The sequence below is a fragment of the Thalassobaculum sp. genome (genome assembly GCF_040219615.1).
Classification (GTDB): domain Bacteria; phylum Pseudomonadota; class Alphaproteobacteria; order Thalassobaculales; family Thalassobaculaceae; genus Thalassobaculum_A.
In genome coordinates this window covers 38,881-63,873 of record NZ_JAVJSE010000003.1, presented here as the reverse complement: position 1 = coordinate 63,873, position 24,993 = coordinate 38,881, and the positions used below count along the sequence as shown (strand labels likewise).

The 24,993-nt window shown below is 70.6% G+C and carries 21 protein-coding genes and 1 riboswitch; of the genes, 8 read left to right on the top strand and 13 right to left on the bottom strand.

Translation table 11 applies throughout. The features are described 5' to 3' along the window. Nucleotides 1-145: 145 nt before the first annotated feature. Complete coding sequence (gene cobW / locus RIC31_RS00955; RefSeq protein WP_350100120.1) at nucleotides 146-1,174, bottom strand: cobalamin biosynthesis protein CobW; 1,029 nt, start codon at nucleotides 1,172-1,174, stop codon at nucleotides 146-148. Between the two features lie 92 nt (nucleotides 1,175-1,266). Further along, nucleotides 1,267-1,474: riboswitch (cobalamin riboswitch) on the bottom strand. Nucleotides 1,475-1,604: 130 nt separating this feature from the next. Here cobW and RIC31_RS00950 point away from each other — a divergent pair. Both RIC31_RS00950 and ogt read left to right on the top strand, forming a co-directional pair. Continuing rightward, complete coding sequence (locus RIC31_RS00950) at nucleotides 1,605-2,042, top strand: Tat pathway signal sequence domain protein (protein ID WP_350100118.1); 438 nt, start codon at nucleotides 1,605-1,607, stop codon at nucleotides 2,040-2,042. Between the two features lie 3 nt (nucleotides 2,043-2,045). Then, on the top strand, nucleotides 2,046-2,603 hold the full coding sequence (gene ogt, locus RIC31_RS00945) for a methylated-DNA--[protein]-cysteine S-methyltransferase (protein WP_350100116.1): 558 nt from the start codon (nucleotides 2,046-2,048) through the stop codon (nucleotides 2,601-2,603). Nucleotides 2,604-2,616: 13 nt separating this feature from the next. Here the strand turns inward: ogt and RIC31_RS00940 are convergent, their stop codons facing one another. The 3 genes from RIC31_RS00940 to RIC31_RS00930 are packed head-to-tail and all read right to left on the bottom strand — an operon-like array spanning nucleotide 2,617 to nucleotide 9,500. Next, nucleotides 2,617-3,561, bottom strand: coding sequence for a transglutaminase family protein (locus RIC31_RS00940; protein ID WP_350100114.1), 945 nt, complete (start codon nucleotides 3,559-3,561; stop codon nucleotides 2,617-2,619). Further along, a complete protein-coding gene (locus RIC31_RS00935) occupies nucleotides 3,558-6,143 on the bottom strand; it encodes a circularly permuted type 2 ATP-grasp protein (RefSeq protein WP_350100112.1) in 2,586 nt (861 codons plus the stop codon). Before RIC31_RS00935 ends, RIC31_RS00940 begins: the two co-directional genes overlap by 4 nt. Nucleotides 6,144-6,191: 48 nt before the next feature. Beyond that, nucleotides 6,192-9,500 carry a transglutaminase family protein gene (locus RIC31_RS00930; protein WP_350100110.1) on the bottom strand — a complete coding sequence of 1,103 codons (3,309 nt, stop codon included), beginning with the start codon at nucleotides 9,498-9,500 and terminating at the stop codon, nucleotides 6,192-6,194. 150 nt (nucleotides 9,501-9,650) lie between these two features. On the opposite strand from RIC31_RS00930, the gene RIC31_RS00925 reads away from it, so the two are divergent. The 3 genes from RIC31_RS00925 to RIC31_RS00915 all read left to right on the top strand — a co-directional run bounded on the left by RIC31_RS00925 (nucleotide 9,651) and on the right by RIC31_RS00915 (nucleotide 13,325). Beyond that, nucleotides 9,651-10,925, top strand: coding sequence for a M24 family metallopeptidase (locus tag RIC31_RS00925; RefSeq protein WP_350100108.1), 1,275 nt, complete (start codon nucleotides 9,651-9,653; stop codon nucleotides 10,923-10,925). A 49-nt stretch (nucleotides 10,926-10,974) separates the two neighbouring features. Continuing rightward, nucleotides 10,975-11,943, top strand: a complete 969-nt coding sequence (locus tag RIC31_RS00920; protein ID WP_350100106.1) for a zinc transporter ZntB — start codon at nucleotides 10,975-10,977, stop codon at nucleotides 11,941-11,943. A gap of 62 nt (nucleotides 11,944-12,005) precedes the next feature. Next, nucleotides 12,006-13,325, top strand: a complete 1,320-nt coding sequence (locus RIC31_RS00915; RefSeq protein ID WP_350100104.1) for a ferredoxin reductase family protein — start codon at nucleotides 12,006-12,008, stop codon at nucleotides 13,323-13,325. A 98-nt stretch (nucleotides 13,326-13,423) separates the two neighbouring features. Here the strand turns inward: RIC31_RS00915 and RIC31_RS00910 are convergent, their stop codons facing one another. Continuing rightward, the gene (locus tag RIC31_RS00910) at nucleotides 13,424-13,837 is read right to left on the bottom strand and encodes an AtzH-like domain-containing protein (RefSeq protein ID WP_350100102.1); all 414 of its coding nucleotides are present in this window, start codon (nucleotides 13,835-13,837) and stop codon (nucleotides 13,424-13,426) included. Continuing rightward, nucleotides 13,834-15,027, bottom strand: coding sequence for an amidase (locus tag RIC31_RS00905; protein WP_350100100.1), 1,194 nt, complete (start codon nucleotides 15,025-15,027; stop codon nucleotides 13,834-13,836). Before RIC31_RS00905 ends, RIC31_RS00910 begins: the two co-directional genes overlap by 4 nt. 160 nt (nucleotides 15,028-15,187) lie before the next feature. On the opposite strand from RIC31_RS00905, the gene RIC31_RS00900 reads away from it, so the two are divergent. Continuing rightward, a complete protein-coding gene (locus tag RIC31_RS00900) occupies nucleotides 15,188-15,481 on the top strand; it encodes a hypothetical protein (protein ID WP_350100098.1) in 294 nt (97 codons plus the stop codon). A 35-nt stretch (nucleotides 15,482-15,516) separates the two neighbouring features. Here the strand turns inward: RIC31_RS00900 and RIC31_RS00895 are convergent, their stop codons facing one another. The 5 genes from RIC31_RS00895 to RIC31_RS00875 form a co-directional block, all read right to left on the bottom strand. Then, nucleotides 15,517-16,722 carry an acyl-CoA dehydrogenase family protein gene (locus RIC31_RS00895; protein WP_350100096.1) on the bottom strand — a complete coding sequence of 402 codons (1,206 nt, stop codon included), beginning with the start codon at nucleotides 16,720-16,722 and terminating at the stop codon, nucleotides 15,517-15,519. 29 nt (nucleotides 16,723-16,751) lie between these two features. Continuing rightward, nucleotides 16,752-17,885: an acyl-CoA dehydrogenase family protein gene (locus RIC31_RS00890; protein ID WP_350100094.1), complete on the bottom strand. Its 1,134-nt coding sequence runs from the start codon at nucleotides 17,883-17,885 to the stop codon at nucleotides 16,752-16,754. Nucleotides 17,886-17,901: 16 nt separating this feature from the next. Continuing rightward, nucleotides 17,902-19,095: an acyl-CoA dehydrogenase family protein gene (locus RIC31_RS00885; RefSeq protein ID WP_350100092.1), complete on the bottom strand. Its 1,194-nt coding sequence runs from the start codon at nucleotides 19,093-19,095 to the stop codon at nucleotides 17,902-17,904. A gap of 164 nt (nucleotides 19,096-19,259) precedes the next feature. Continuing rightward, nucleotides 19,260-20,441 carry an acetyl-CoA C-acyltransferase gene (locus RIC31_RS00880; RefSeq protein ID WP_350100090.1) on the bottom strand — a complete coding sequence of 394 codons (1,182 nt, stop codon included), beginning with the start codon at nucleotides 20,439-20,441 and terminating at the stop codon, nucleotides 19,260-19,262. A 34-nt stretch (nucleotides 20,442-20,475) separates the two neighbouring features. Then, nucleotides 20,476-22,590, bottom strand: a complete 2,115-nt coding sequence (locus tag RIC31_RS00875; protein ID WP_350100088.1) for a 3-hydroxyacyl-CoA dehydrogenase NAD-binding domain-containing protein — start codon at nucleotides 22,588-22,590, stop codon at nucleotides 20,476-20,478. Between the two features lie 204 nt (nucleotides 22,591-22,794). Here RIC31_RS00875 and RIC31_RS00870 point away from each other — a divergent pair, with 204 nt between their 5' ends. Both RIC31_RS00870 and RIC31_RS00865 read left to right on the top strand, forming a co-directional pair. Beyond that, nucleotides 22,795-23,676 carry a cation diffusion facilitator family transporter gene (locus tag RIC31_RS00870; protein ID WP_350100086.1) on the top strand — a complete coding sequence of 294 codons (882 nt, stop codon included), beginning with the start codon at nucleotides 22,795-22,797 and terminating at the stop codon, nucleotides 23,674-23,676. 37 nt (nucleotides 23,677-23,713) lie between these two features. Further along, nucleotides 23,714-24,046, top strand: coding sequence for a hypothetical protein (locus RIC31_RS00865; RefSeq protein ID WP_350100084.1), 333 nt, complete (start codon nucleotides 23,714-23,716; stop codon nucleotides 24,044-24,046). Nucleotides 24,047-24,157: 111 nt separating this feature from the next. Here the strand turns inward: RIC31_RS00865 and RIC31_RS00860 are convergent, their stop codons facing one another. Both RIC31_RS00860 and RIC31_RS00855 read right to left on the bottom strand, forming a co-directional pair. Beyond that, nucleotides 24,158-24,484 carry a hypothetical protein gene (locus tag RIC31_RS00860; protein ID WP_350100082.1) on the bottom strand — a complete coding sequence of 109 codons (327 nt, stop codon included), beginning with the start codon at nucleotides 24,482-24,484 and terminating at the stop codon, nucleotides 24,158-24,160. A 128-nt stretch (nucleotides 24,485-24,612) separates the two neighbouring features. After that, nucleotides 24,613-24,981 (bottom strand): hypothetical protein, encoded by a 369-nt coding sequence (locus RIC31_RS00855; protein WP_350100080.1) that lies wholly within the window; start codon nucleotides 24,979-24,981, stop codon nucleotides 24,613-24,615. Between the last annotated feature and the right edge of the window lie 12 nt (nucleotides 24,982-24,993).

The following is a 24,993-nucleotide window of genomic DNA, read 5'->3' as shown; positions in this document are numbered from 1 at the left end:
GGCCGGTGGGTTCCGGCTCGATCCGGTCCGCTGGCGCGGCCCGTCCCGTCCGGAATGACGACCACTATTCATGACGTCATTCCGGACGGACGCGCCGTCCAGGCGCGGACGAGCCGGAACCCACCCCGCGACGGGCGGCAAACGTTCACGCCCGCAGTTCCGCCGCCACCGCTTCGGCGTCGAAGCCGGTCTGGCCGATCACCACCAGCCGCGAGGTGCGGATCTCGCCGGCCTCCCACGGCCGGTCGAAGTAGCGCTGCACCCGGTCGCCGACGCCCTGGACGATCATGCGCATCGGCTTCCCGGGCACCGCGACGAAGCCCTTCACCCGCAGGATGTCGTGGCGGGTCGCCACACCCTTGATCCGCGCCTCGAGCGCCGCCGGGTCGGCGATCTCGCCCAGGTCGACGACGATGCTGGCGAAGTCGTCATGGTCGTGCTCGTGGCCGTCGTCGTGGTGCGACGGCCGGCTGTCCAGGTCGTCCTCGGCACCGGCCCCCAGGCCGAGCAGCACCGACGGCGACAGCGCGCCGCCGACGGCGGACAGGGTGCGGACCGCCGGGCGCATGTGCCCGGCCATTTCCGCCTTCACACGCGCCAGCGTGTCTGCGTCGATCAGGTCGGTCTTGTTCAGCACGATCAGGTCGGCGCAGCCCAACTGCTCCTCGAACAGCTCCTCCAAGGGGCTCTCGTGGTCGAGCGACGGGTCGGCTGCGCGCTGCGCCTGTACGGCGTCCACGTCGGTCGCGAACCGGCCGGCGGCGACGGCGGCGGCGTCGACCACCGCGATCACCCCGTCGACCGTGGCCCGGGTCCGCACCTCCGGCCAGCCGAACGCCTTGACCAGCGGCTTCGGCAGGGCCAGGCCCGAGGTCTCGATGATGATGTGCTCGGGCGGCTCGGGCCGGTCCAGCAGGGCGCTGATGGTCGGCAGGAAGTCGTCGGCGACGGTGCAACAGATGCAGCCGTTGGTCAGCTCGACGATGTCGTCGTCGGTGCAGCTCTCGTCGCCGCAGCCGCGCACCAGTTCGCGGTCGACCCCGAGGTCGCCGAACTCGTTGATGATGAATGCGAGCCGCTTGCCGCCGGCGTTCTCGATCATGTGGCGGATCAGGCTGGTCTTGCCGGCACCGAGGAATCCGGTGACGACGGTCGCGGGAATTTTTTGCGCCATGCTGGCCTCCGTCCGGGGGCTCGGGGGAGCCGCCTTCGTGCACGCCTGGCGTCGCCGGGGAAACCCCGCGCTCTGGCCGCACCCCGGGCCGGAACGGGCGACGGCCGACGGCAGGTCTCCTGGCTCGCGGGTCTCGGCTCCGGGTCGCCTTCCCGCCCCGATTCGGGGGCAGTGGCATGGTCACCCTTCGCTCGCCGCTCACAGTTGCGGGGGCAGCCGCGGCTTCGCGCACCGACCCGGCGCGCGCTCCGCGTTCCCTTTCAATCCCCAGGCTGGGGAACCGTCGGCCCTCCGCTTATCAAGTTCGCTGCCCGGTGTGTCAAGGCCGGCTCCGGGCCACCCCTGCGATCCGTTCGCAACTTGCCTTGTGGCCGTCACATATCGCGGGTATGGGAGTCCCTTCCGGGTGGACGGAAACGGAGGACAAGGCATGCGTCGTTTGGCGACTGCGATCGTCGGTGGGGTGCTGGCGCTCGCCACCGCAACCGGTCTGGCAGCCGGCGCCTCGGCCCAGACCAAGCAGGGGATTGCCATCGAGCTGAACAAGCTCGAGCCGATCGAGGGCAGCTGCCGGGCGTATTTCGTGGTCCGGCCGGAGGGCACGACCGAGTACAAGGAATTCAAGATGGAGCTGCTGGTGTTCGATACCGGCGGCATCATCCAGAAGTGGCTGGCCATCGACGCGGCGCCGCTGCGCGCCGGCAAGACCTCGGTCAAGCTGTTCGACGTGTCGGGTGTCGGCTGCGACAAGATCGGCTCGATCCTGCTGAACGACGTGACCGCCTGCGCCGACGCCGGCGGCGAGATCGCCGGCTGCGTCGAGCGCATCGCCCCGACCTCCAAGGCCAAGGCGACGTTCTACAAGTAGCGGGTGGCTACCGTGGCCGCGGCGCTCGACTTCCTGGTCGACCGGCTGCCGACCCCGATCGGCGAGCTCCTGGTGGTTGCCGATGCTGCCGGGCGGCTGCGCGCCGTCGACTGGGCGGACTACGAGCACCGGCTCAACGACCTGCTGCGCACCCTGTACCGCGGGCGCGAGGTGCGGCTGCGCCCGGCCGCCGATCCGGGCGGTGCCAGCACGGCGTTTGCAGCCTATTTCGCCGGCGATCTCGCGGCCATCGACAGCCTGCCGGTCGAGACCGGCGGCACCGCGTTCCAGAAGGCGGTCTGGCAGGCGCTGCGCTCGATCCCGTGCGGCCGGACCATCACCTACCGGGCCCTGGCCGAGCGCGCCGGCCGTCCGGCGGCGATCCGGGCCGCCGGCCATGCCAACGGCAGCAACCCGCTCAGCGTCGTGCTGCCCTGCCACCGGGTGATCGGCACCGACGGCACGCTCACCGGCTATGGCGGCGGCCTCGAGCGCAAGCGCTGGCTGCTGCGGCACGAGGGGGCCCTTCGTGGCCCGGCTGCGCCGGGCGCCTCAGGATGATGAGTGAGTATTATCAACGTTGAGGTCCATCATCCTGAGGTGCTGCGCGAAGAGCAGCCTCGAAGGGCACCACGTCGACCGCCACCTTCACCTCGTGCTCGCCGCCGCCGACGATGGCGCCCTTCACCGGGCTGACGTCGCCGTAGTCGCGGCCCCAGGCCAGGGTGACGTGCTCGGTGGTGGTCATCTTGTCGTTGGTCGGGTCCAGGTCGACCCAGCCGTGGCCGGGCACCCGGATCGACACCCAGGCGTGGCTGGCGTCCGACCCCTGCAGCTTCTCGCCGCCCGGCGGCGGGTATGTGAGCAGGTAGCCGCTGACGTAGCGCGCCGGGATCCCGACGCCGCGCAGGCCGGCCAGCATCAGGTGGGCGTAGTCCTGGCACACCCCGCGGCGGATCCGGAACACCTCGCCGACCGGCGTCGAGACCGTGGTGGCGGTCGGGTCGTACTCGAACTCGGTGAAGATCCGGTGGTTGAGGTCGAGCGCCGCCTCCAGCACCGGCCGGCCGGGCGCGAAGGACTCCCGGGCCCAGGCCCAGACCGCCTCGCTCGACCGGGTCATCGGCGAGTCGTAGGCGAAGGGCTGGGCCGACAGCACCTCGGGGTCGGTCACCGCCGAGCCGTTGAGCCGGGCGGTCTCCCAGGTGGGCGTGGCCGACGGATCGACGGCCGGTGGCGCCGTGACCGACAGGGTGCCGCGGGCCTGCACGACCAGGCGGGAGTGCTCGTCCTGGATCGTCAGGTGCTCGACCGGATTGCCGAAGAAGTCGACCTCGCCGCGCCGGATCGCCGGCGCCGGGGTCAGCGCTACCCGCCAGCTCTCGGTGCGCTGGCTGGGAGTCGAGCGCGGCGTGAGGTGCAGGAGGTGATGCGAGATCGACACCGGCGCCGAGTAGAGGAAGTCGGTGCGGTGCCTGACGTCGTAGCGGATCGGCGTGGAGGGCGGGGCGCCGGTCACGGCTCAAAGAACCGTCGGAGCGAGGCGGCCTCCGTGTGACGGCCGAGGTCGGCATGGCTGAAATAGTGCCGGCCGATGGTTTCGGACAGATCACCGATGGCGCTGCCGACGCGTGCCAGCAGGGTGTCGAGATCGACCCGCCGACCCTTCGCGTCGGCCTTGGCCAGGGCCCGCACGTCGGCCAGCCGGATCGCCGCTTGGCATGACAGGATCTGGCGCTGCTCCGGCGAGCGGTCGAGGGCATCGTCGAACCGCGGCAGGCGGGCGGCATGCTGCTCCAGGACGTCGAGCTGGAAGGCGACCGAGCGCGGGTTGCTCTCGTCCACCAGCAGCAGGTCGAGCACCGGCACCAGCCGGGGCGTGCTGACGTAGCGGGCCCGGTAGGTCATGAAGCTGTCGGCCAGTTCAAGCAGCCGGTCCAGGAAGCCGTGCCCCTCGGGGTCACCCATCGCCAGCAGGCCGCGCAGCAGGCCCGCCATGGTGGTCGCCCGCTCCAGCCGGCGGCCCATGTCGAGGAACCGCCAGCCCTGGGTCCGGGTGGTGTTCTCCATGCCGAGGCCGGAGAAGGCGGACATCGTGCGCAGCATGTCGTTGAGCACCGCCGAGGCGTCGCCGATGTCGAGCCACACCCGCGGGCGCTGCCGCAGCACGTCCTGGTGCAGTTGGTCGAGGGTGCGCCAGGCGTCGAGCGACAGCCGGTCGCGGGTCAGCGAGGCGACCCGGTTCACGGTCTGCACCAGCTGCGGGATGCCGTTCGGCTCGCTCGGGTCGAACATATAGGCCTGGACCCGCTGCTCGATCTGGGTCGCCGACAGCGTCCGGCCGCGCCGTCGCATCAGCCCGTCGATGTCGCCGGGCCGGGCCAGCATGTACAGCAGCTTCTGGATCGCCAGGTTGGCCGAGGAGTCCTGGACCGGATCCTCGGCCAGCCGGGTCAGCAGGCTGCGCAGCAGCCGCATGTGGTTCTCGGTCCGCTCGGCATAGCGGCCGAGCCAGTACATGTTGTCGGCGGCCCGGCTGGGCAGGTCGTCGCCGGCCCGGCGCAGCACCGGCGAGGTCTCTTCCTGGCGCAGCAGGCTGAAGCTGTCGACCGGGGCGGAGGAGAGCACCCAGGTGTCCTTCGAGCCGGAGCCGCGCTGCATGGTCACCGCGCGGGTCGAGTTGCTCGACGAGATCCGGGTCAGGCCGCCCGGCATCACCACGTAGTCGTCGCCGAGCGCGGTGGCGTACATCCGCAGCGCCATCGGCCGCGCGATCAGCCGGCCGTTGTCCCAGGCCGGGGCTGTCGACAGGGTGATCGCCTCCTGGCCGACATACTCGTAGCCGCGCTGCCGGATGCGCTCGATCAGGTCGGCGCGCTGCTCGGCCGTCAGTTCCGAGCCCAGGACCTGCCCGGCGTCGGCCGACACCAGGGTCGGAGACTGGAAGGTCCGGGCCACCACCAGGCTGTCGAGGTTGCCGATGACGTGCTCGCGCGCGTTCTCGTGGCCGCACCACCAGGTGGCGATATGCGGCAGGATCAGTTCCTCGCCGAGCAGGTGCGAGCACAGGCCGGGCAGGAAGCCCATCAGCGCCGTGCACTCGACCAGGCCGGAACCGAGCGCGTTGGCGATGGTCACGTGGCCGGCGCGCGCCGCCTCCACCAGCCCGGCGATGCCGAGCGCGGAATCGGGGCGCAGTTCGAGCGGATCGCACCACTCGGTGTCGACCCGGCGCAGGATCACGTCGACCGGCTGCAGCCCGCCGACGGTCTTCAGGTAGACCCGGTTGTCGCGCACCGTCAGGTCGGCGCCCTCGACCAGCGGATAGCCGAGATAGCGGGCCAGGAAGGCGTGCTCGAAATAGGTCTCGTTCAGCGGGCCCGGCGTGAGCAGCACGATCCGCGGGTCGTCCTTGCCGGACAGCGCCCGCAGGTTCTCGCGCAGCGCCTGGAAGAAATGCGCCAGCCGCCTGACCCGGCCCTCGCGGAACAGGTCGCTCAGGCACTGCGCCGTGATCACCCGGTTCTCCAGCGCATAGCCGGCGCCGGACGGCGCCTGGGTGCGGTCGTTGAACACCCACCAGCGCCCGTCGGGCGAGCGCGCCAGGTCGGCCGCGTAGAGCTGCAGGAAGGTCTCGTAGGGCGGGACGATGCCGTGGCAGGGCAGGTGGAAGTGCGGGTTGGCGTAGACCAGGGCCGCCGGCAGCACGCCGTCGCGGATCAGGGTCTGCGGGCCGTACAGGTCGGCGAGGATCGCGTTCAGCAGCCGGGCGCGCTGCTTCAGCCCGCGCTCCAGCACCTGCCACTCGTGCTCCGGGATGAGCAGGGGCATGACGTCGAGTTCCCACGGGCGCTGCTCGCCCTTGGGGTCGCCGTAGACGTTGTAGGTGACGCCGTGCTGCCGGATCAGCCGGAGCGCGGTCTCGGAGTGCTGCGCCACCTCGCCGGCCGGCAGCATTCGCATCCCGTCGAGAAATCCCTGCCAGTAGCCGCGGCGCTCGCCCTCCGGCGCGACGAGTTCGTCGTAGATCCCCTCGACCGTGCGGTAGCCGGTCAGCAGATCGTCGGGGTCATCGGGGTGCACGGCGGCGCTCGGCGGCATTCTGGTTTCCGGCACGTGGGGAGCGGGACGCTAGCACGCAGCATCCGATCACGTCAGGCGAAGGTCCAGCGTCAGTGGAAACTCCGGATTATCAACGGCTTGCCTGACCGATGCGGACCGACCCGGTGTGTGACCCATGGCCTCGAACCGTGCGAGTCGCCGACCCTCGGCCTCGAAGGCGTTGATCGGCGAGGTCTCATGGCTGCGCCCGCCCGGATGGCCTACATGGTAGACGCAGCCGGTCACCGCCCGCCCGGTCCAGTCGTCGACCACGTCGAAGGTCAGCGGGGCGTGCACGCCGATCGTCGGGTGCAGCGCCGCGGCCGGATGCCAGGCCCGGAACCGCACGCCTGCCACCGCCTCGCCGTTGCGGCCGGTCGGGGCCAGCGGCAGGTCCCAGCCGTTGCAGGTGACGCGATAGCGGGTCGGGTCGTAGCCGGTGACCCGGGCCTGCAGCCGCTCCAGCGAGGAGTCGACATAGCGCACGGTACCGCCGACCGCGCCTTCCTCGCCCATCACGTGCCAGGGCTCGAGCGCCGACCGGATCTCGACCTGCAGGTCGCGCCAGCCGATGCTGCCCATGGTCGGGAACCGGAACTCCAGATGCGGCCGGTACCAGTCGGGGTCGACCGCGTAGCCGGCACCGCGCAGGTCGGCCAGCACGTCCTCGAAGTCCTGCCACACGAAGTGCGGCAGCATGAAGCGGTCGTGCAGGGCGGTCCCCCAGCGCTTCAGCCGGCCCTGGTAGGGCGCCTTCCAGAACCACGCGATCAGCGCCCGCAGCACCAGCCCCTGGGCCAGGCTCATGCGCGGATGCGGCGGCATCTCGAAGGCCCGGAACTCGACCAGGCCGAGCCGGCCGGTCGGGCCGTCGGGCGAGTACAGCTTGTCGATGCAGATCTCGGTGCGGTGGGTGTTGCCGCTGACGTCGATCAGCAGGTTGCGGAAGATCCGGTCGACCAGCCATGGCGGGATGTGCCCGGCCGACGGGTCAGGAACCTGGCGGAACGCGATCTCCAGCTCGTGAAGCTGGTCGTGCCGGGCCTCGTCGATGCGCGGCGCCTGGCTGGTCGGGCCGATGAACAGGCCGGAGAACAGGTAGCTGAGCGACGGATGGTTCTGCCAATAGGCGACCAGGCTGCGCAGCAGGTCGGGGCGGCGCAGGAACGGGCTGTCCTCGGGCCGGGCGCCGCCGACCACCACGTGGTTGCCGCCGCCGGTGCCGACGGCCTTGCCGTCGACCAGGAACTTCTCGGTGCCGAGCCGCGACAGCCGGGCCTCCTCGTAGATCGCCTCGGTGATCGCCACCTGCTCTTCCCAGCTGCGGGCCGGGTGGATGTTGACCTCGATCACGCCGGGATCGGGCGTGACTCTGATCATGTTCACCCGAGGGTCGTGCGGCGGGGTATAGCCCTCGACATGGACCGCGGTGCCGATCTCGACGGCCGCGCCCTCGACCGCGTCCAGCAGGTCGACATACTCGTCCATCGAGCGGGTCGGGGGCAGGAACACGCAGAGCCGGCCGTCGCGCGGCTCGACCGCCATAGCGGTCCGCACCGCCCGCTCGGTGGCGGATGCCGGCAGTTCCTGCGGGTGGGTCTCCTGCCGGGCCTCGGCCTCGGCGGGGCGGCCGGGGACGACGGCCTGACCCGGCCGCGGCGACGGCAGCGGCCCGCGGTCCTCGAACGGATCGGTCGGGTAGAAGTACGGATAGCTGGCGGGCGGGACGTAGGGCAGGGTGCCGAGCGGCAGCCGCAGCCCGACCGGCGAGTCGCCGGGGGCCAGGATGATGCGGCCGCGCCGGGACTGCCAGACCTCGGTCAGCCACCTGCGGCCGCCGTCGCGCGACTGCCAGGCCTGGATCGGCAGGACCGTGCCGACCGGCTGCCCGAGCCCGCGGTCGAACACCCGGACCAGGCGGGCACGCTCCTCGGGGTCGTCGAGCTTGGAGTCGAACGGGTCGACGTTGTCCGGCAGCTTGCTCTCGCGGTCGACGAAGCGGATCGGGTCCTCGTAGGCCCAAAGCACCGCGTTCTCGTCGACCTCCAGGCGCCGGGCGATACCCCGGGTCAGGGCTTCGGCCTGGGCGGCGGTCGGCTTGTAGTCCACCCCTTCGCGGGCGATCAGGCTGTCGGTGCGCCACAGCGGCATGTCGTCGCCGCGCCAGTACAGGGCGAACGCCCAGCGCGGCAGGCTCTCGCCCGGATACCATTTGCCCTGGCCGTAGTGCAGCAGGCCGTCCGGCGCGAACCGGTCGCGCAGCCGTCGGATCAGGGTGTCGGCGAGCTTGCGCTTGGTCGGGCCGACCGCGGCGGTGTTCCATTCGTCGCCGTCCAGGTCGTCGATCGAGATGAAGGTAGGCTCGCCGCCCATGGTCAGGCGCACGTCGCCGGCCTCCAGGTCGGCGTCGACCTGCCGGCCGATCCGGTCGATCGCCTGCCACTGGGCATCGCTGTAGGGCTTGGTGACCCGCGGCGTTTCCAGCACCCGGGTGACCGCCATGTGGTGCTCGAACTCGACCTCGGCCGGCTCGACCATGCCCTCGATCGGTGCCGCCGATCGAGGGTCCGGGGTGCAGGCGACCGGGATATGGCCTTCGCCGCAAAGCAGGCCGGAAGTCGGGTCGAGGCCGATCCAGCCGGCGCCGGGAATGTAGACCTCGGCCCAGGCGTGCAGGTCGGTGAAGTCCGCCTCGGTGCCGGACGGGCCGTCCAGCGCCTTCACATCGGGCTTCAGCTGGATCAGGTAGCCCGATGCGAAGCGGGCGGCCAGGCCGAGATTGCGGAGGATCTGCACCAGCACCCAGCCGGTGTCGCGGCACGAGCCCTTGCAGAGGCCCAGGGTCTGCTCGACCGTCTGGATGCCGGGCTCCAGCCGCACGATGTAGCCGATCATGGCCTGCAGGCGCTGGTTCAGCATGACCAGGAAGTCGACGATCTGGTGCTCGCCGGTCGGCACCTCTGCCAGCCATTTCTGCAGCAGCGGCCCGACCGGGTCGGCCTTCAGGTAGGGCGTCAGGTCGTGCTTCAGCTCCGGGGCGTACTCGAAGGGATACTGGTCCGCCTCCGGCTCGACGAAGAAGTCGAACGGGTTGATGACCGCCATGTCGGCGACCAGGTCGACCGTGACCTTGAAGCGGTCGGTCTTCTCCGGGACCACGACCCGGGCCAGGTAGTTGCCCTGCGGGTCCTGCAGCCAGTTGAGGAAATGCTCCGCCGGCTCGACCTTCAGGCTGTAGCCGAGGATCTTGGTGCGGGAATGCGGCGCCGGGCGGAGCCGGATCACCTGCGGTCCTAGCGAAACCGGCTTGTCGTAGCGGTAGCTGGTCTCGTGCGTGAGGGCGACGTGGATGGCCATGCTGCCTCTGCTGCACTGCAAATAGGTCGGAATCGATACCGCGTGGGCCGCCGAATAACAACCGGGCGCCGACGGCAGCAGTTCCGGTGGGGCGATTGATCGACCCGATGCCGGAGTGCGACGGTGCCGCCTCAGCCGAGGAGGCGCGCCATGCCGGAGACCACCGGATTCGACCGTAACCCACTGCCCGAGCGGCTCTGCAACCTGGAGCGCCTGTGGCACGCGCTGGAGGCGCGCGGGCTGGACGGGATCGTTGCGACCCAACCGAACAATGTGTTTTATCTCACAGGGTTCAATCCGATTGCTCACAAGTCGGACGAGCCGCGGCCCTATGCGGTGATCCTGTCGCGCCACGCCCCGGACCACCCGGTCCTGGTGGTCGCCGACTACTATCTCGCAAGCTTCCTGGGCCAGCCCAGCTGGGTCGAGGACATCCGGCCCTATCGGGCGGTGATGATGCCGCTCGACCTGCCGGCGAAGCGGACCGACATCGATCGCTTCATCCCGGCGCATGGCAGGGGCGTGGAGTGGGTCGAGCGGGCCCGCGCGAGCTATGGCTTCGGCATGGCCGACCTTGTCCGCAAGGCGATCGGGGATCTCGGGCTGGCCGGCCGGCGCATCGCCTTCGACGATGTCGGCTACGGCCTGCGGCTCGGCCTCGACGGGAGTCAGGCCGTCGACGGCTACGACCCGATGATGTTCGCGCGCGCCGTGAAGACCCCGGCCGAGATCGCGCTGCTGGAGCGCTCGACCGCCCTGAACGAGGCGGCGATCTGCCGGACCGTGGCGGCCTGGGCGCCCGGCGCCACCTGGCGCGACCTGAACCGGGCCTACGCGGTGGCGGTCAGCGAACTCGGCGGGTTCGTGCACGACCCGGGCGGCATGGTCTGGGGCCACCCGCGCGGCGCCGACGCCGCGCTGATGCTGCAGACCGGGCTCGAGACCCACGAGGTGACCGAGGGGTGCCACGTGATGTTCGACTGCCACGGCACCATCGACCAGTACTGCTGGGACGGCGGCAAGACCTGGGTGGTCGGCGGGGTGCCGGGCGTGCAGGCACGGAAATTCGCCGACGCCACCGCCGCGGTCGCGACCGACCTGCTGGACGCCATGCGGCCGGGCGCCAGGGTGTCGGAGCTGCAGGCCCGGGCCCGGTCGGTGTACCGAAAGGCCGGGGCCCCCGACCCGGACGCCGCGGTGATCTTCTTCCACGGCCTCGGCCTGTCGCACATGGACCTGGAGCAGACCACCGCCGACGGCAAGCCGAACGCCGACTGGACGCTGGAGGCCGGCATGGTGGTGCCGTTCCACCTGCTGTATCCGGGCGGCGAGCATGAGCGGATGTGGCTGGAGGAGGTCGTGCACGTCGGCCCCGACGGTGGCCGGCCGCTGTTCTCCTGGGGATTCGATCCGCTGACCGGGTGAGCCGCCGTCGCCGGCTACCCCGGCCGCCGCGAATCACCGACACTGCAGCATGGATCTGGATCTTCCGGACAGCGGGCTGGTCTTCGGCCTGCGCCTCGACGGGCGCGGCGGCGCGGGGCCGGTCGCGGCTGACGGCGAGGCCGGCCGGCCGGTCTGGCTGCATCTCGAGCGCCACGACCCGGCGGTGCAGCGGTGGCTGGCGGCCGGGGCCGGGGTGCCGGCCGGGGTGGCGCGGGCGCTGCTGGAGGAGGACACCCGGCCGCGCTGCGTGGTGCGCCCCGACGGCGTGCTGCTGATTCTGCGCGGCATCAACTTCGACCCGTCGGCCGAGCACGAGGAGACCATCGCCATCCGGCTGTGGATCACCGCCGACCGGCTGCTGACCCTGCGCCGCTACCGGATCATGGCGGTCACCGACCAGCGCGAGGCGCTGGAGGCCGGCGAGGGCGCTGCGACCGTCGCCGAGCTTGTGCTCCGCATCGTCGAGCGGCTGACCGCCCGGATGATCCCGGAGATCGACGGGATGGAGGAGAGCCTGGTCCGCATGGAGGTCGAGGCGCTCGACGACGGCGCCGGCATCGACCGCGACCGGCTGTCCGCGATCCGCCGGCGCGCCCTGGTGCTGCACCGCTACCTGGCGCCGCAGCGCGAGGCGCTGGTGGAGTTCGGCCGCAGCGCCGGCGCGCGGCTCGCCGACCTCGACCCGCTGGACTGCCGGGAGACCATCGACCGGATCACCCGGCTGGTCGAGGACCTGGATGCCCTCCGCTCGCGCGCCGCGATCGTCGAGGACGAGCTGGCCCTGAAGACCGCCGAGCGCATGAACCGCAACATGTACTGGCTGTCGATCGTCGCCACGGTGTTCCTGCCGATCGGCTTCGTGACCGGCCTGCTCGGGGTCAATGTCGGGGGCATTCCGGGTGCCGAGTCGCCCTGGGGCTTCGCCGGGCTGGCGGCGATCCTGGCGGCCCTGATCGCCCTCGAGGTCTGGATCATGCGCCGGGCCCGGCTGATCTAGGGTGGGCGGCGGCGGCTTTGGCGCCGCTGCCACTGGCAAAGAGCGGACGCGAGAGGACGTCGATGCATCCCCTGATCCTGCTGCCGGCCTACCTTGCCGTCACGGTCGCCCCGCTGGTGCTGTCCTGGCTGCAGGATCTCCCGCCGCGGCCGTTCTGGGACGAGGTCTCGTCGGGTCTCGCCATGGCCGCCTTCGCGATCATGCTGGCCGAGTTCGTGCTGTCGGGCCGGCTGCGGACGATCTCCGGCAGCATTGGCATGGACGTCACCATGCGGTTCCACCAGCTGGTGGCGCGGACCGCGCTGGCCTTCGTGCTGCTGCATCCCTTCCTCTACAGCACGCCGTTCGGCCGGGCGCTGCCGTGGGACACCACCGGTCAGCTGTCACTGGGCCTCGACACGGCATCCCTGGCGAGCGGCGTGATCGCCTGGGTCATCCTGCCGGGGTTCGTGCTGATCGCGGTGCTGCGCGACCGCCAGCCGTTCCGCTACGAGACCTGGCGGTTGCTGCACCTGCTCGGTGCGGTGGTCGTCGCGGTGGCGGTGACGCATCACACGCTGGCGGCCGGCCGCTACAGCGCCGATCCGTGGCTCGCCGGGTTCTGGCTGCTGCTGGTGACGACGGCGGTCGGGTCGCTGGCCTGGAGCCGACTGGCGGCGCCGCTGCTCAAGGCCCGGCACCCTTACGAGGTCTGCGGACTCCGCCGTATCGCGTTGCGCAGCTGGGAACTCGGGATCCGACCGATACGCGGGCCGGCCCTGCGGTTCCGGGCCGGCCAGTTCGTCTGGCTGAACATCGGGCACAGTCCGTTTTCGCTGCACGAGAACCCGTTCTCGATCAGTTCGGCGCCGGCGCAGCGGCCGGAGATCCGGTTCGTCGTCAAGGAGGTCGGCGACTTCACCCGCAGCCTGGGCACCGTCGCGCCGGGAACCCGGGTCTGGCTCGACGGACCGCACGGCAACCTGACGCTCGACGGCCGATCGGCCGCCGGCGTGGCGCTGATCGCCGGCGGCGTCGGTATCGCCCCGCTTCTCGGCATCGCCCGGCAGATGCTGGCCGAGGGCGACCGGCGCCCGCTGGTTCTGCTGTACGGCAACCGCGTCGCCGGGCAGATCGTCTATGGCGACGAACTGGCGGCGCTGGCGGACCGGCCGGCAACCCGCGTGGTGCATGTGGTCTCGGAGCCGGCGGCGGACTGGACGGGCGAGGTCGGGCAGATCGACCGGGCGATCGTCGAGCGGGTGTTCGGCCCCGAGGGCGCGGCCGACTGGCTGTACCTTGTATGCGGGCCGCCGGCGATGATCGACGTCGTCGAGGACGCCCTGACCGGCATCGGCGTGCCGTCCGGGCGCATCCTGTCGGAGCGCTTCTACTACGACTAGGGAGGATCGGGTGACGCAAAGGCGGTGGATCGCGCTGGCCTTCTGGGGCACCAACCTGGCGATCGTGGCGGCGGTGGTCGCGTTCGCGTTGCGCTGAGCTACCAGGATGGCGTGCCGTCGGTCGCCGAGACATGGGCGGCGACCACCTTCCAGCCGACGTCCGGGAAGTTCACGAAGGTCTGGCTCTGGCGGCCGATCTTGTCGCTCTCGAACACCTGGAACTCCAGGTTCACGGTGGCGAACCGGCGCCCGAGGGTCAGGATCTCCAGCCGCCGCCGCTCGCCCTTGAAGCGGGTGCCCGGCTTGCGGTTCACCCGGTGGCGGTGGATGGCGTCGAAGCCATAGCCCATCTCGTTCATGGCGTAGCGGATGGTGTGCGGGGAGTTCCAGAAGGTGGCGTCCAGCACGTCGACGTCCTTGGTCGACAGCGCCGCCTCGTAGCGCTCGAACAGCGCCCGGATCTCCTCGACGACCTCGGGAATGTTCGGCGTCAGATCGTCGGCATCGGTCATCGTGAAGTCTCCAGGGCCAGGGCGGTTGCTACCAGTTGGGCGTCGCTGCCGCGCGCCGCCAGGATCGACAGGCCGACCGGCAGGGTGCCGCCGGCGGGGTCGGGCAGTTCGGCGCCCGGAATGCTGACCTGCGGGAAGCCGGCCAGCCCGCCATGGGCGGCCAGACACAGGATGCGCTCGCGAATCGGGTTCTGCGCCGACAGCGGCAGGCCCTTGCGCGGCGCCGGGAACGGCGTGGTCGGCATCGCCAGCACGGTGCCGGGCGGCAGCAGCCAGGCGAGCCGGGCCCGGGCCTCCTGCCGCATCAGCCGGGCCCAGCCGAGCTCGCTCTCCGGGATCGCCGATCCCATGATCAGTCCGCGCGCCACGTTGAAGGCGAGCCGCGGGTTGTCGCGGTCGAGCCAGTCCCTGAAGGTATTCCAGGCCTCGGCCGGTTGCAGGGTGCGCTGGGCGCGGCCCCAGACCGACAGGCCCTGGGGGGCCAGCAGGTCCTCGCGGACCTCGCCGACCAGGGCGCCGAGCCGGTCGAGCAGCGGGCGCAGCGCATCGGCCACTTCCGGATCCGCAAAACCGAAGGCGTCGACCGCCACGACCAGCCGGGTCGGCAGCGCCGCGGGCACCGGCTCGCCCAGCATGACCGACGACACCCGGGCGAAGGTCCGGGCGTCGCGGGCGAACCAGCCGGTGGTGTCGCTGCTGGGGGCCTGCGGCAGCATGCCGTCGAGCGGCAGCCGGCCATGGGTCGGGCGGATGCCGTACAGGCCGCAGAAGCTGGCCGGCACCCGTACCGAGCCGCCGGTGTCGGTGCCGATGGCGGTGTCGCACAGGCCGGCGGCCACGGCGGCGGCCGAGCCGGAGGACGAGCCGCCGGGCACCCGGTCCGGCGCCCTGCTGTTCAGCGGCGTGCCGTCGAACGCGCTCTCTCCCAGGATGCCGAGCGAGACCTCGTCGGTGATCGTCTTGCCGACCAGGTCGGCGCCGGCGTCCAGCAGGGTCTGCACCGCCCAGGCATGACGGTCGGGCACCGGGTTGGCGCGCGCCCAGTCGTGGTTGCCGCCGCCGGTCGGGTGGCCGGCGACGTCGAACAGGTCCTTGGCGGCGAAGCTCAGCCCGGACAGCGGGCCCGAGGGGCGGCCCGGAATCCGCACGGCGGTGCCGGGCACGAAGGCGTTGACGGTGTCTGGGATCATGATGCCGGGGGGATGGCCAGGGACGATCCGACGATCATAGGGTGGTACGGGCCGGCGAGGAAAGCGCTGCCGGCAGCGGTTGTCGCGCTCAGCCGCTGTAATCCCACCGCCGCGCTACAATATGCGGTACCCTGCCCGAAATACCTGCACAGGATCCCCGATGACCGCGAAGCGACGGCGCCCTGTGCGCGAGACCAAGCCGCCCGAAGTCTCGATGCCGGTGATGATGGCCGAACTCGCCGTCGCCTCGGCCACGACAATCGCCCACCGGACGGCGATGGCCGCCACCGGCCGGTGCTCGCCGGCGGAGTACGGCTCGATGATCGCCGAGAAGCTGATGGCGATGCAGCAGACCGCGCTGGCATCGCTGATGCCCGGGGCGACCGCGGTCAGCCTGCTGACGCCGTGGCACAGCGCGGCAATGCGCAATTCCGAGCGGCTGGGGCGGAAGTAGGGCGGCCGGGCCGCCCCACCAGGCCGCTCCCGTCGTCAGTCGTTCCGGCGCAGCTCGCTCTTGGCGATCGACTCCAGGTGCACTTCGTCCGGGCCGTCGGCCAGGCGCAGGGTGCGCTGCGAGCCGTAGGCGTAGGCCAGGCTGAACTCCTGGCTGACACCGCCGCCGCCATGCACCTGGATCGCCTTGTCGATGACGTCGCAGGCCATCCGCGGCGCGATCACCTTGATCATGGCGATCTCCTTGCGGGCCGCCTTGTTGCCGACGGTGTCCATCTTGTGGGCGGCGTACAGCACCATCAGCCGGGCCTGGTCGATGGCGATCCGGCACTCCGAGATGGTGTGGCGCAGCGCGCCCTGGTCAGACAGCGGCCTGCCGAACGCGACCCGCGAGCGGGCCCGCGCCTTCATCATCTCCAGCGCCCGCTCGGCCTGACCGATGCAGCGCATGCAGTGGTGGATGCGGCCCGGTCCGAGGCGCCCCTGGGCGATCTCGAAGCCGCGGCCCTCGCCCAGCAGGATGTTGGAGGCCGGCACCCGGACATTCTCGAACAGGATCTCGGCATGGCCGTGCGGAGCGTGGTCGTAGCCGAACACGGTCAGCGCCCGCTTGATGGTGATGCCGGGCGTGTCGGCCGGCACCAGGATCATCGACTGCTGCTTGTGCTTCTCGGCGTTCGGGTCGGTCTTGCCCATGAAGATGAAGATTCGGCAGCGCTCGTCCATGGCGCCCGACGACCACCACTTGTGGCCGTTGATCACGTAGTCGTCGCCGTCGCGCCGGATGCTCGACTCGATGTTGGTGGCGTCGGAGGACGCGACCTTCGGCTCGGTCATGGCGAAGCAGGAGCGGATCTCGCCGGCCAGCAGCGGCTCCAGCCAGCGCTGCTTGTGCTCCTCGGTGCCGTAGCGCTCCAGCACCTCCATGTTGCCGGTGTCGGGGGCCGAGCAGTTGAACACCTCGGCGCCGATCGGCGAGCGGCCCATGACCTCGCACAGCGGGGCGTAGTCGCGGTTGGTCAGGCCGGCGCCGCGGTCGGACTCCGGCAGGAACATGTTCCACAGGCCCTGGGCCCGGGCCTTGGCCTTCAGCTCGTCCATGATCGGCGGCACGCGCCAGCGGTTGCCCGAGCTCTCGAGCTGCTCGTGGTAGACGGCTTCGGCCTTGTAGACGTGCTCGTCCATGAACGCGCGCACCCGGGCTTCGAGGTCGGCGGCCTTGGGACTCATCTCGGGGATCATGGCGTGGCTCCTGTCGCGAGGGCCCGGTGTCACGAGAGCGTGGCGAACCGGCGCAGATGGTGGGCGGCGTTGCCGAACTGGACGTCGATCATGGTCATGCGCTTGAAGTAGTGGCCGACCGCCATCTCGTCGGTCATGCCCATGCCGCCGTGCAACTGGATGGCCTCCTGGCCGATCAGCCTGCCGGCGCGGCCGGACTCGGCCTTGATCCCGGCAGCGGCGCGGGCGCGCTCGATCCCGTCGGTCGAATCCATGGCGCCGGCGGCGCGGTAGCAGAGCGCGTGCGCGAACTCCTTGGCCTGCAGCATCTCGACCATGCGGTGCTGCAGCACCTGGAAGGACGACAGCGGCCGGCCGAACTGCTCGCGGGTCCGCAGGTAGTCGGCGGTCAGCCTGACGGTCTCGGCCATGGCACCGACCGCCTCGGCCGACAGCAGCACCAGTGCCCGGTCGACCACCGCCTCGATCACCGGCAGCCCGGCGTCCACCCCGCCGAGCACGTCGGCATCGGACAGCGCGACACCGTCCAGCAGCACCTCGGCGCCGCGCAGCCCGTCGACGGTCGGGTAGGGGCGCAGGGTCACCCCGTCGGCCTTCGGATCGACCAGGAACAGGGTGATGCCGTCGCGGTCGTCTTCGGCACCGGCGGTGCGGGCCGACAGGATCAGCCGGTCGGCGGCATCGGCGTGCAGCACCACCGCCTTGTGGCCTGACAGCCTCCAGCCGCCGCCGTCGCGGGTGGCGGTCGTCGCGACCCGGTGCAGGTCGAAGCGGGCGCGCGGCTCGCCGACGCCGAGCGCCAGCAGCGTGCCCCCTTCGGCGACCGCCGGCAGGATCGCCGCCTTCTGGGCGTCGCTGCCGCCGCGGGCGACGGTCTCGGCGCCGAGCACCACGGTGGCCAGGAACGGCTCGACCACCAGGTGCCGGCCGAACCGCTCCATCAGCACCGCCAGGTCGACGGTCGAGCCGCCGAGCCCGCCATGGTCCTCCGGCACGGCCAGGGCGAGCCAGCCGAGTTCGGCGAAGGCCCGCCACATGTCGCGGCTCCACCCGGCGTCGCCGCGCAGGATCGCCTTGCGGGCGTCGAAGCCGTATTTGTCGGCCAGGAAGCGGTCGGCGCTGTCGGCCAGCAGCTGCTGGTCCTCGGTGAAGGCGAAGCTCATCGACGTGTCCCCCCGATCACAGGCCCAGCACGGCCTTGGCGATGATGTTCCGCTGGATCTCGTTGGACCCGCCGTAGATCGAGGCCTTGCGCCAGTTGAAGTAGACCGCGGCGAGCGGCGGCGCGTAGTCGGGGCCGGCCGGCTCCTCGTTCCAGTGCTCCTCGCGGAACGCCTCGGGCTGGAACGGCGCGGCATAGGGGCCGACCGCCTCCATCATCAGCTCGGTCAGCTTCTGCTGGACCTCGGTGCCCTTGATCTTCAGGAACGAGGCCTCCGGGCCCGGGGCGCCCTTGGAGTCGTGCAGGACCCGCAGGACCAGGGACTCCAGCGACAGCAGGTCGAGCTCGAGCTGGGCGATGCGCTGGGCGAAATCGGGATCCTCGATCAGCGGCCGGCCGCCCGACATCTCGCTGCGGGCAATCTCCTTGAGGCGCCGCAGCTGTGCCTTCGAGCGCCCGGTGCCGGCGATGCCGGTGCGCTCGTGGCCGAGCAGGTACTTGGCGTAGGTCCAGCCCTTGCCTTCCTCGCCGATGCGGTTCTCGACCGGCACCCGCACGTCGTCGAGGAACACGCTGTTGATCTCCTGGCTGCCGTCCATGGTGGTGATCGGCTGCACGGTGACGCCCGGCGAGTGCATGTCGATCAGCAGGAAGGTGATGCCCTCCTGGCGCTTGCCGCTGTCGTCGGTGCGGACCAGGGTGAACATCATGTCGGCGTGCTGGGCCAGCGTGGTCCAGGTCTTCTGGCCGCTGACCACGTAGTGGTCGCCGTCGCGCACCGCCCTGGTGCGCAGCGAGGCGAGATCGGAGCCGGAGCCGGGCTCGGAGTAGCCCTGGCACCACCAGTCGTCCGACCGCAGGATGCGCGGCAGATAGCGGTCCTTCTGGGCCTGGTTGCCGAACGCCATGATCACCGGCGCGACCATCAGCAGGCCGAACGGGATCAGCGGCGGCGCGCCGGCGGCCGCGCACTCCTCCTCGAAGATGTGCTTCTGCATCGCGGTCCAGCCGGTGCCGCCATGCTCGACCGGCCAGTTAGCGGCGACCCAGCCCTTCTCGTGGAGGATCTTCTGCCAGCGGACGTGCTCGTCCTTGCCGAGCCGCAATCCGGTCGCGCTCTTGTTGGCGAGATCGGGCGGCAGCTTCTCCTGCAGGAAGGCTCGGACCTCCGCGCGGAAGGCGGCATCCTCGGGCGACAGCACCAGTTCCATCACACTACCTCACAGCTTTCGAGCCCGGGGAGGCCCGTCACTTCGCGGGTTCCGGATCGGCCACGCTCTGGCGTGTCCGTCCGGAATGACGACGGGTAGGAGAACTCCCTTGTTCGTCATTCCGGACCGGACCCCACCCGCCGCTCCGTTGCCGGCCGATTGCCTCACACCACCTCGAACAGGCCGGCGACGCCCTGGCCGCCGCCGACGCACATGGTGGTCACGACGTATTTCGCGCCGCGCCGCTTGCCCTCGATCAGGGCGTGCCCGACCATCCGGGCGCCGCTCATGCCGTAGGGGTGGCCGATCGAGATCGAGCCGCCGTCGACGTTCAGCCGGTCGTTCGGGATGCCGAGCTTGTCGCGGCAGTACAGAACCTGCACGGCGAACGCCTCGTTCAGCTCCCACAGGTCGATGTCGTCCATGGTCAGGCCGTTGCGCTCCAGCAGGCGCGGCACCGCGAACACCGGGCCGATGCCCATCTCGTCGGGCTCGCAGCCGGCGACCGCCAGGCCGCGGTAGATGCCGAGCGGCTCGATGCCGCGCTGCTCGGCCAGCTTGGAGTCCATCAGCACGCAGGCCGAGGCGCCGTCGGACAGCTGGCTGGCGTTGCCGGCGGTGATCCACTGGTCGGGCGCGCGCACCGGCTGCAGCCCGGCCAGGCCCTCCAGGGTGGTGGTCGGCCGGTTGCCCTCGTCCTTCGCCAGGGTGACGGTCTGCTCGCTGACCGCACCGGTGTCCTTGTCCTTGACCTGCATGACCGAGGTCATCGGCACGATCTCGTCGTCGAACCGGCCGGCCTGCTGGGCGGCGGCGGTCCGCAGCTGGCTCTGCAGCGAGTATTCGTCCTGGGCCTCGCGGCTGACGCCGTAGCGGCCGGCCACGGTGTCGGCGGTCTCGATCATGCTCATCCAGATCTCGGGCTTGGTCTCGGCGAGCTTCGGCTCCATGCGATGGGTCATGTTGACGTTCGCCTGGGTCAGGCTGATCGACTCCACGCCGCCCGCCACCATCGCCGGGACACCGTCCACCAGGATCCGCTGGGCCGCCATGCTGATCGACTGCAGCCCGGACGAGCAGAACCGGTTGACCACGGTGCCGGCGGTGGTGATCGGCAGGCCGGCGCGGATCGCGGCGATCCGGCCGATGTTGTGGCCGGTGGCGCCCTCCGGGAAGCCGCAGCCCAGGATCACGTCCTCGATCTCCGCCGGGTCCAGGCCGGAGCGCGCGACGGCGTGCTCGATGGCGTGCCCGGCCATGGTGGCGCCGTGGGTATTGTTGAAGGCACCGCGGAAGGCCTTGCCGATCGGCGTGCGTGCCGTCGAGACGATCACCGCTTCGCGCATTACATTAACTCCTTATCCCAGAGCATTGAGATATTTAAAGATCCTTGAATCCCTTGCCTTCAGCGACCAGCTTCTCGAGCAGTGGAGCCGGGGCCATCCAGTCGCCATGCACCGCCTGGAAGCCGCGCATCGCCGCGGCGATCGCGTCGAGGCCCACGGTGTCGGCCCAGAACATCGGCCCGCCGCGATACCTCGGGAAGCCGTAGCCGTGGATCCAGACCATGTCGATGTCGCTCGAGCGCAGGGCGATGCCCTCGTCCAGGATCCTGGCGCCTTCGTTCACCAGCGGATACAGGCAGCGCTCCAGGATCTCGCGGTCGGAGACCGGGCGCTGCCCGATCCCGAGCGCCTTCGAGGTCTCGACGATCAGCGACTCGACCTCGGGGTCCGGCAGCGGGGTGCGGCCGTCCTCGTAGCGGTACCAGCCGGCGCCCGTCTTCTGGCCGAACCGGCCGCGCTCGCACAGCCGGTCGGAGATCGTGCCGGAGTAGCGCTCGTCGCCGGACCCGGTGCCGGCCGGCCGCTCGGCCATCTTCGCCTTGCGGATCCGCCAGCCGATGTCGTTGCCGGCGAGGTCGCTCATCGCGAACGGGCCCATCGGGAAGCCGAAGTCGTAGATCACCCGGTCGACGTCCTGGGGCAGGGCGCCTTCCTCGACCAGGAAGGCCGCCTCCCGCAGGTACTGGTGCAGCATGCGGTTGCCGACGAAGCCGTCGCACACCCCGACCAGGACCCCGATCTTGCCGAGGGTCTTGGACAGCGCCATGGCGGTGGCCACGGTCTCCGGCGACGACTTCGCGCCGCGCACCACCTCGAGCAGCCGCATCACGTTGGCCGGGCTGAAGAAGTGGGTGCCGATGACGCTCTCGGGCCGGCCGGTGGCGGCGGCGATCTCGTCGACGTCCAGGGTCGAGGTATTGGTCGCCAGGATCGCCCCCGGCCGGCAGGTCCGGTCGAGGATCCCGAACACCTGCTTCTTGACCGGCATCTCCTCGAACACCGCCTCGACCACGATATCGGCGTCGGCGACCGCGTCGAACCCGGTGGCGCCGGCGATCAGCGCCATCCGCTCGTCCATCGCGTCCTGGGCCAGCCGGCCCTTGTCGACCGTCGCCTGGTAGTTCGCGCGGATCTTCTCCAGTCCCGCGTCCAGGGCACCGGCGTCGCTCTCGACCACCGTAACCGGGATGCCGGCATTGGCGAACACCATGGCGATGCCGCCGCCCATGGTGCCGCAGCCGATCACGCCCGCGGCCGCGATCGGCCGAGTCGGAGTGCTGTCCGGCAGATCCGGGATCTTGGCGACCTCGCGCTCGGCGAAGAAAGCGTGCCGCATCGCCTGCGCCTCGACCGCACCGACCAGCTTGCGGAATTCCTGGTGCTCGAAATGGCGGCCCTCGGCGAACGGCAGACGGACCGCCGCCTCGATGCAGCGCACGCAGGCGTAGGGCGCGTTCATGCCGCGCGCCCGCTTCGCCATGGACCTGCGGAACCGGTCGAACAGCCCGGGATCGGCGCGGGCCGCCGCCAGGCCCTCGTCGCGTTCGCTCGACCGGCGTGGCGGCGTGCCGGTGGCGGCCAGTTCCGCGGCCTTGGCGACCGCGGCGGCCACCACGTCGCCCTCGGCGACCTGATCGACGATCCCCAGCTTCAGGGCCTCGCGTTCGGACACCAGCCGCCCCGACACGATCAGTTCGAGCGCCGCCTCGACGCCGGCGACCCGCGGCAGGCGCTGGGTGCCGCCGGCGCCGGGCAGGATGCCGAGCGTCACCTCGGGCAGGCCGAGCCGGGTCTTCGGCGCGACGATCCGGTAGTGGCAGCCGAGCGCCAGCTCCAGGCCGCCGCCGGCGGCGACGCCGTGGATCGCCGCGACCACCGGCTTGCTCGATTCCTCCAGCCAGTCGATCAATTCGGGCAGGTTCGGAACGCCCGGCGGCGGTGTCCTGCCGAACTCGCGGATGTCGGCCCCGGCGCTGAACATCCGTCCGTCGCCGGTGATGACGATGCCGGCGACCGAGTCGTCCGGGAGCAGCTGGTTGAAGGCCGCCTCCAGGCCCGACCGCACGGCGGAGCCGAGACCGTTGACCGGCGGATTGACGAGCCTGACCACCGCGACAGGGCCGCGACGCTCGATCTGCGTGGCGCTCATGGGGCCTCCCTGGACGAAGCTTGCACGGCCTTCTTTCCCGGACCGTCAGAATATTCGATAGCAGGAGTCCGGGCCGGGCGCCAACCGGGATCATTCCTATAGGTGGAACTATGTTCCATTTTTCCTGATGCCCTCGGTCTCCCGGACTTTGGTCCGTCAGCCGCACGCGGTAGAATGCTCACGAACGGGATCGGGAAGCGACGCATGGCCGAGGGCCACAGTCACGGCGGCGGTGCCGGACGGAACGAGCGCCGGGTCGCGATCGGCGCCTGCCTGACCGCCGGCTTCATGACCGCCGAGATCGTCGGCGGCCTGGTATCAGGCTCGCTCGCCCTGATCGCGGATGCCGTTCACATGCTGACCGACACGGTCGCGCTGGCGTTTGCCTGGGCGGCGTTCCGGATCGCCCGGCGCCCGGCGACATGGCGTCACAGCTACGGGTTCGACCGGGTCCAGGTTCTGGCGGCCTTCGTGAACGGCGCCTCCCTGTTCCTGATCGCCGGCTGGATCGTCTTCGAGGCGGCGCAGCGCTACGGGCAGCCGGTGCCGATCCTGGCCGGGCCGATGCTGGTCATCGCCATACTCGGCCTGCTGGTGAACATGCTGGTGTTCTACATCCTGACCACCGGCGACCGCGACAACCTCAACATCCGCGGCGCCATCCTGCATGTGATGGGCGACATCCTGGGCTCGGTCGCGGCCATTGTCGCGGCGCTGGTCATCCTGTGGACCGGTTGGCTGCCGATCGACCCGATCCTGTCGGTGGTGGTGGCGATTCTGGTCCTGCGCAGTGCCTGGGTGGTGGCCAGGGACGCGGTCCACATTCTGCTCGAGGGCGCGCCGGCCAACCTGGAACCCGAAGCGATCCGGGCCGATTTGATCGAGGCGGTCGAAGGGGTTCGGGAGGTCGACCATATTCATGCTTGGTCGATCAGCCAGGAACGGCCCATGATTACCCTCGTTGCCCACCTGAGCGACGGGGCGGCGGCCGCGCAGACGGTGGCCGCGATCAAGCGTCGCCTGCAGGACCGGTTCGGCGTGGGGCACGCCACGGTAGAGGTTGATTACGGGCCGACCGGGGGATAACCCGGCGGCAGTGAAGTGATACCATAGGAGGACGGGTATGCGCGCAATGGCCATGATGGTGCTGGCAGTCGCGCTCCTGCTGGGCGCGTCTCCGGCGTCGGCGGGGAGTTCGATCACCGGGCCGCGGGTTGTGCTGGCACAGGCACCGGTCGCTCCACCGGCGGATTGCGACTGCAGCCGCCGGCCGATCTCGTCGATCGATCTGGCGGCACGGCTGGTCTATGCCGCACTGGGGGCGGGGGCCGGGTATCTGTATGCGACGATGCCGGTCGCCACTACAGCCGTCGCCGCGGCGTTCGCGGGTGGCGTGATCACGATGTGGGTCTACAGCTCGTACTACTTCAAGCCGGATACGGCAGACATCAACTGACCGGTCCGCCACGAGATCGGGGCTGCGACGAAAAAGGCCCGGAACGCGGAAAAGGCCCGGCTGATGCCGGGCCTTTCTAGTTCACGCGACAAACAGGCGTGGACTGTTTCGTTACTGCTTGGAGTACCAGTCGTCGGCATAGAGGCCGCCGGCCACTGCGCCGAACACGGTACCGGCGGTGCTGACCAGCTGCTCGGCGACGCCGGCCAGGCCACCGCGACCGCCACCGGCGAGGATGGGCAGGATCAGACCGTCGGTCACGACGGTCGCGACGACCGCGCCGCCGATCACGCCGGCGGTGATCGCCATCGCGCGATACGCCTCAAAGCTGCTGCCGGCCGAGGACGACAGGCTCTGCGCCTTGGCGGCGCCCGGAACGACTGCGAGAGCCGCAACGACCACAAGGGCGCGGCTCAAAACAACGAGTGACTTCATCATCGTACTATAACTCCCCGTCGACCGAATTTTCCTGACCCACCCTCGGGCCGGGCCGCAGAAGGAAGCATCGCCCATCAGACTGACGATGTCCACGCAATCGCGGACCATTGTGGCAGAACTGCCATAGTCTAGCGGCTGCCGAGCCAGTGACCGAACAGGCCGCCGGACACGCCGACCGCGATCAGTGTCGTGTTCTCCAGCAGCGCCCTGGTGCCGATCGGTGTCAGGGCGGACAGACCGAGCCAGGACCCGCCGAGGACGCCGGAAACCACCGGACCCAGGGTCGGCGCCAGCAACGCCCCGCCGGTCCAGGCATTGACACCGACGATCGCCAGGGCCGAGCCGGCAACGGCCCCGATCCAAGGGGCGACGGTCATCACCACCTTCGGATCCTCGAGCGACTGGACGACCGGCGGTGCGATGTCCGCCTGCGCCGACGCCGCCATCGGCGTCGCCGCGATCAGGAACGCGAGAAAAGCCACGACAACCTGACGCACGATGAACCCCCA